This is a genomic window from Desulfonatronum zhilinae (assembly GCF_900182865.1).
Taxonomy (GTDB): Bacteria; Desulfobacterota; Desulfovibrionia; order Desulfovibrionales; family Desulfonatronaceae; genus Desulfonatronum; species Desulfonatronum lacustre.
Genome location: NZ_FXUJ01000093.1, coordinates 1 through 1057 on the forward strand (window position 1 = coordinate 1; position 1057 = coordinate 1057).

A 1057-nucleotide genomic window follows, 5' to 3' on the forward strand; every position below is an offset into this window, starting at 1 on the left:
AAGACGCGGGAAGCCATGTCAAAGAGCAAATTACTGTCAAATTACTTTCTCAGGACACCTTTTTATCGCCTTTTCAGCTCAACTGCTCCGGTTCGCCCCCTTCAGCACACCTACCAGGGGCATCGCTGGGGGCTGGCCGCATAATTGCCGCTGACTTTTTGCAGGGACATCATATGATCCGGCATTTCGGCCAAGGAATCTGAAATACCGGTTCAGCGTACCGTAGCCGGGTACTTGGAAACTGAAAATATATGTCTGAAATGTTATGGAATGATTCAATGATTGTGTGATTTCATTTCCATGAGACTATATCATCCATTGAATTCCAATCACAGTCTTCATGTAATCATTGAATCATGGTTCAAGACGAATAAGGGTATGGACATGGGCGTTATGGGTTAACGCCAGGACAATACGGAGTAAGAGCAGGTAAGGTGGATTCGATACCCCCAGCGGACTGAATTTTTGGCCATTCACGCAAAGTTGTCCCTGCATGAAGAGACAACTTTGGCAATATTGAACCCATGCGCAGTGACAGCTTGAAGTGCTTGCATCAGATCGAAAATTGGCCCTTCGATCATGAATACGCGACGGACATCGATCAGGTAATGCCAGAGGCCCTGCCCGCATGGCGCTTCCTGACGCAACCTCCGGCGACATAAGTTTTTCTCCAGTTTCCCCGCAAGGAGACCCAGTGCTTCCCGAATTGTTCCGCCCCATTGAAGAGGATCAAAAGCAAAAGATTCGCAGCGGCACAGCCCCATTCTTGAGCCTTTTCGCGGACCAATTGCTTCCGGTTACTCGCAAACACATCAAGGTCATTTTGTGCGCCCACAGCCCACAACGAACCGCTGAGGACATTATTGCCAGCCTGTACGAGTGGCCGGCGCTGGTGTCCATGCATTTGACCGCGGAACTGAATGCCGGTCTCAGCGACAAGTTCAAAATTTACCCTCACATTGAAGGCTCGTCAGCAAAATTTGTGGGTGAACACTGGTTCGGGCAGATCTCCAAGTGTATGATATAAGGCAATTTTTTGCACTTCGATGCTCCGAAA

At 48.9% G+C, this 1057-nt stretch carries 2 protein-coding genes; both read left to right on the plus strand.

Annotation, left to right across the window (positions count from 1 at the left end):
- A partial coding sequence (locus AC559A_RS19185; RefSeq protein WP_498819299.1) for a hypothetical protein occupies positions 1-203 on the plus strand: 203 nt, incomplete at its 5' end.
- Between the two features lie 425 nt (positions 204-628).
- Positions 629-1027, plus strand: coding sequence for a hypothetical protein (locus tag AC559A_RS19190; protein WP_498819301.1), 399 nt, complete (start codon positions 629-631; stop codon positions 1025-1027).
- Positions 1028-1057: the final 30 nt, after the last annotated feature.

What these genes read in the sequence shown, in the direction of transcription:
- AC559A_RS19190 (WP_498819301.1), top strand. Translation starts at nt 629, where the DNA reads ATGGCGCTTCCTGACGCAACCTCCGGCGACATAAGTTTTTCTCCAGTT.